Source organism: Cellulosimicrobium sp. GQ32 (assembly GCF_059758455.1).
Genome location: NZ_JCAXEP010000038.1, coordinates 1 through 394, shown reverse-complemented (window position 1 = coordinate 394; position 394 = coordinate 1). Strand labels below are relative to the sequence as shown.

Annotated in this window: 1 protein-coding gene; it reads right to left on the bottom strand. The window is 71.1% G+C overall.

Annotated features, from left to right (window positions below; translation table 11 throughout):
* Positions 1–394: Ig-like domain-containing protein (locus AC6CH9_RS20830; RefSeq protein WP_498156602.1), on the bottom strand; the 394-nt coding region annotated here is incomplete at both ends.

The following is a 394-nucleotide window of genomic DNA, read 5'->3' as shown; positions in this document are numbered from 1 at the left end:
CGCGAGGTCGATCGACGCCTCCTCGCCCGCCGCGACGTCGAGCGTCGGGGTGGAGAGCTCCGGCGGCAGGTTCTCCGGCGGGATCACGCTGATCGGCAGCGTGAGCAGCGCCGTGTGCCCGTCGGGGTCGTCCGGGCCGGAGCCGTCGGTCACCTCGAAGGTGACGGCGGCCGGACCGACGTAGTCGGCGTTCGACGTGTAGACGATCTCGGTGGTCGAGGGCACCTCACGGGTCCCCTCGAGTGCGGTGACCTTGTCCTCGGTCGTCAGGCGCGGCGTCTTGCCCTCGACGACGAGCACGTAGTCGGTGATGTCGATCGGCAGCGGCTCACCGCTGACGACCTCCAACGGGGTGATGCCGGGTCGCAGGGTCGGGGCCTGGTCCGTCATCCCC